The 2153-nt window shown below is 28.2% G+C and carries 2 protein-coding genes; both read left to right on the plus strand.

Features of this window, described 5'->3' with window-relative positions; all coding sequences use genetic code 11:
• A partial coding sequence (locus V7127_RS15255; RefSeq protein WP_335487328.1) for a hypothetical protein occupies positions 1-358 on the plus strand: 358 nt, incomplete at its 5' end.
• 60 nt (positions 359-418) lie between these two features.
• On the plus strand, positions 419-946 hold the full coding sequence (locus tag V7127_RS15260) for a hypothetical protein (protein WP_335487331.1): 528 nt from the start codon (positions 419-421) through the stop codon (positions 944-946).
• Positions 947-2153 lie beyond the last annotated feature (1207 nt).

The raw sequence follows: 2153 nt of genomic DNA on the forward strand, positions 1-2153 counted from the left end.
TGTTTCTGACAATATTCAATCTTATATTAGTATTCTAAGCAAAACTATAGTAAATAATTATGTAAGGAATAATATAGATTTAATGAAGAAGATAATGGTGAGTATGTTGACAAATCATCATCAAGACATTCTTATACAAGAACTAAAAAGAATTATGTTGCCAAGAAATAGAGTGAATTTGAATTCAGGTGAAGATTTTTTAGAATCTTTTACTAAACTTTATCAAGAAACTGTTTCTAATCATTTAGATTTATTAGCTTTTTCAGAGGAACAAAAAGTTTTAAAGAGCATGGAACTTCCAGCATATTGTGAGTTATCGAAGGAACAATCTAATGAGCTTCTGAATAAATTGAAATAGCACTATATTGGATTATTAGAACTTGAATTTAAGAAGTATGACGCTAACGTATTGTTTCTTGTGTTTTTATCAATTGCTGATAGATTAGCAACCTTATCAACTTTAATTGCAACTAATTTAGGTGGGGCTGGGTTAAATATTACGCCACATAAAGATAATGATTTTTCGATATTAATGACTTTAATTTGTCAAATAGATACTCAAAGTCTCCTAGTGGCTAGCAACTTTATTGGTAGAGAAAAGCGAATCGTTGATATTTTGTTCAACGGGGTATATAAGTTCTTTCTTACTAGAGATAAAGAAGAACAAAATGAAAATTACCTATCAGAAATTGATTTTCGGACCTTATACCAGATAGGTTATATGATTATGAGCATTGAAATTTATCAAAGGTCAAACAAATTACTTTATGAGAACGCCGAGTGTTTAAAAATTAGAGATTATAAAATGGTGCAGTCTGGTAACATGCAGGATGTAATGTTACAGACCCAATCGGACATTTTAAATTTTAAATACGTCAAGAAAGTGTTTCTAAAGTATTTGAACAATATTCAAAACGAGAGGGTTTTTGTCCTCAAGATTTATTAGAATTTGTAATGGCCTCTGGAAGTAATAATAGAGCACAAATACATTTGAAAACATATAATACAGAGGTTTTAAAAGAGTTGTTAACAAAAATCACACACATAAGAGATTACGGTATCAATAGATTTATGGATGTAATATCTTTAAAAAAAGAAATCATTTTTAAAGATATTACAGATAAAAATAACAAAATTTCCATATATCCATTCGTAGAAATAGAGAAGGATGTTATTATATATTCTGATAGTTTACTGCTTCAGGCATATAAAATTTTGGAGCCTAGAATGTTGCAGCAATCATTTACTATAAATAAAAAATTACAACAATTTATTTCTAAAAACTATGATGAAAAAGGAATAAAAGACCTAGCAAAAGCTTTAGAGAGTGCTGGCCTTCCATTTCGAGCACATTTTCACTTAGATAAGATTAATGACAAGAAAATAAAAAAAGAATTAGGAGTAAAAGGAATTACAAAAGAATTTGATTTAATATTTGTGCGAAATAAAGTTTTATATGTGGTTGAATATAAAACTTGGAAAATAAATTCTCATAATGTTTTGCAGATCTTTGATGAGCAAACTAAAATTCTAAAGAATGTCCAGTCTCATGAGAAAACGATTGATATCATTAAAAGATATCAAAATGAATTTTCTATTTTTNNTTTAAATGATTTTGAAAGTATTAAATTTATCATGGTGTTTCAAAATCCCACTGCTTTTAAGTATTTAAAAAAATCAAGTGATTTCTTAGTATTTTCTCCAAAAGATTTCATTGAGTTTATATAAATGAGAGTTAGTTGTATTCAGTTGTTTCTTTCAGACACCTGAGTGTTTAGACATCCCTAACCTTTCTTTGAGTTTTCATGCATTTATTTAACCTTATTAATTGATTTACAGCACTTTCGCAATCAGTGTTAACATATTACACACTTTCAGCTAAGGGCGACATGATGTAATATTGCGTTTTGTATGATAATTTGAATATTAATTAAAAAATATAAGGTAAAACACTACTACATCTATATTTATCTGCCATCATCATTCAAGCCATGTTGAGTGCGTAACAAAGCTTATTATTAAACAGTAGAAAAATAATAAAATACCATAATCTTTGGTGTCTGACCCAGGGTATAGTAATAATTTACACTGAGGGACAGGCACTTGTTTATTCAAAAAACCACTCAAATTGATCTTGAAGTGAACCCAAAAAG

The sequence above is a fragment of the Bacillus sp. JJ1773 genome (genome assembly GCF_036962035.1).
In the GTDB taxonomy this organism is placed as follows: Bacteria; Bacillota; Bacilli; order Bacillales; family Cytobacillaceae; genus Cytobacillus.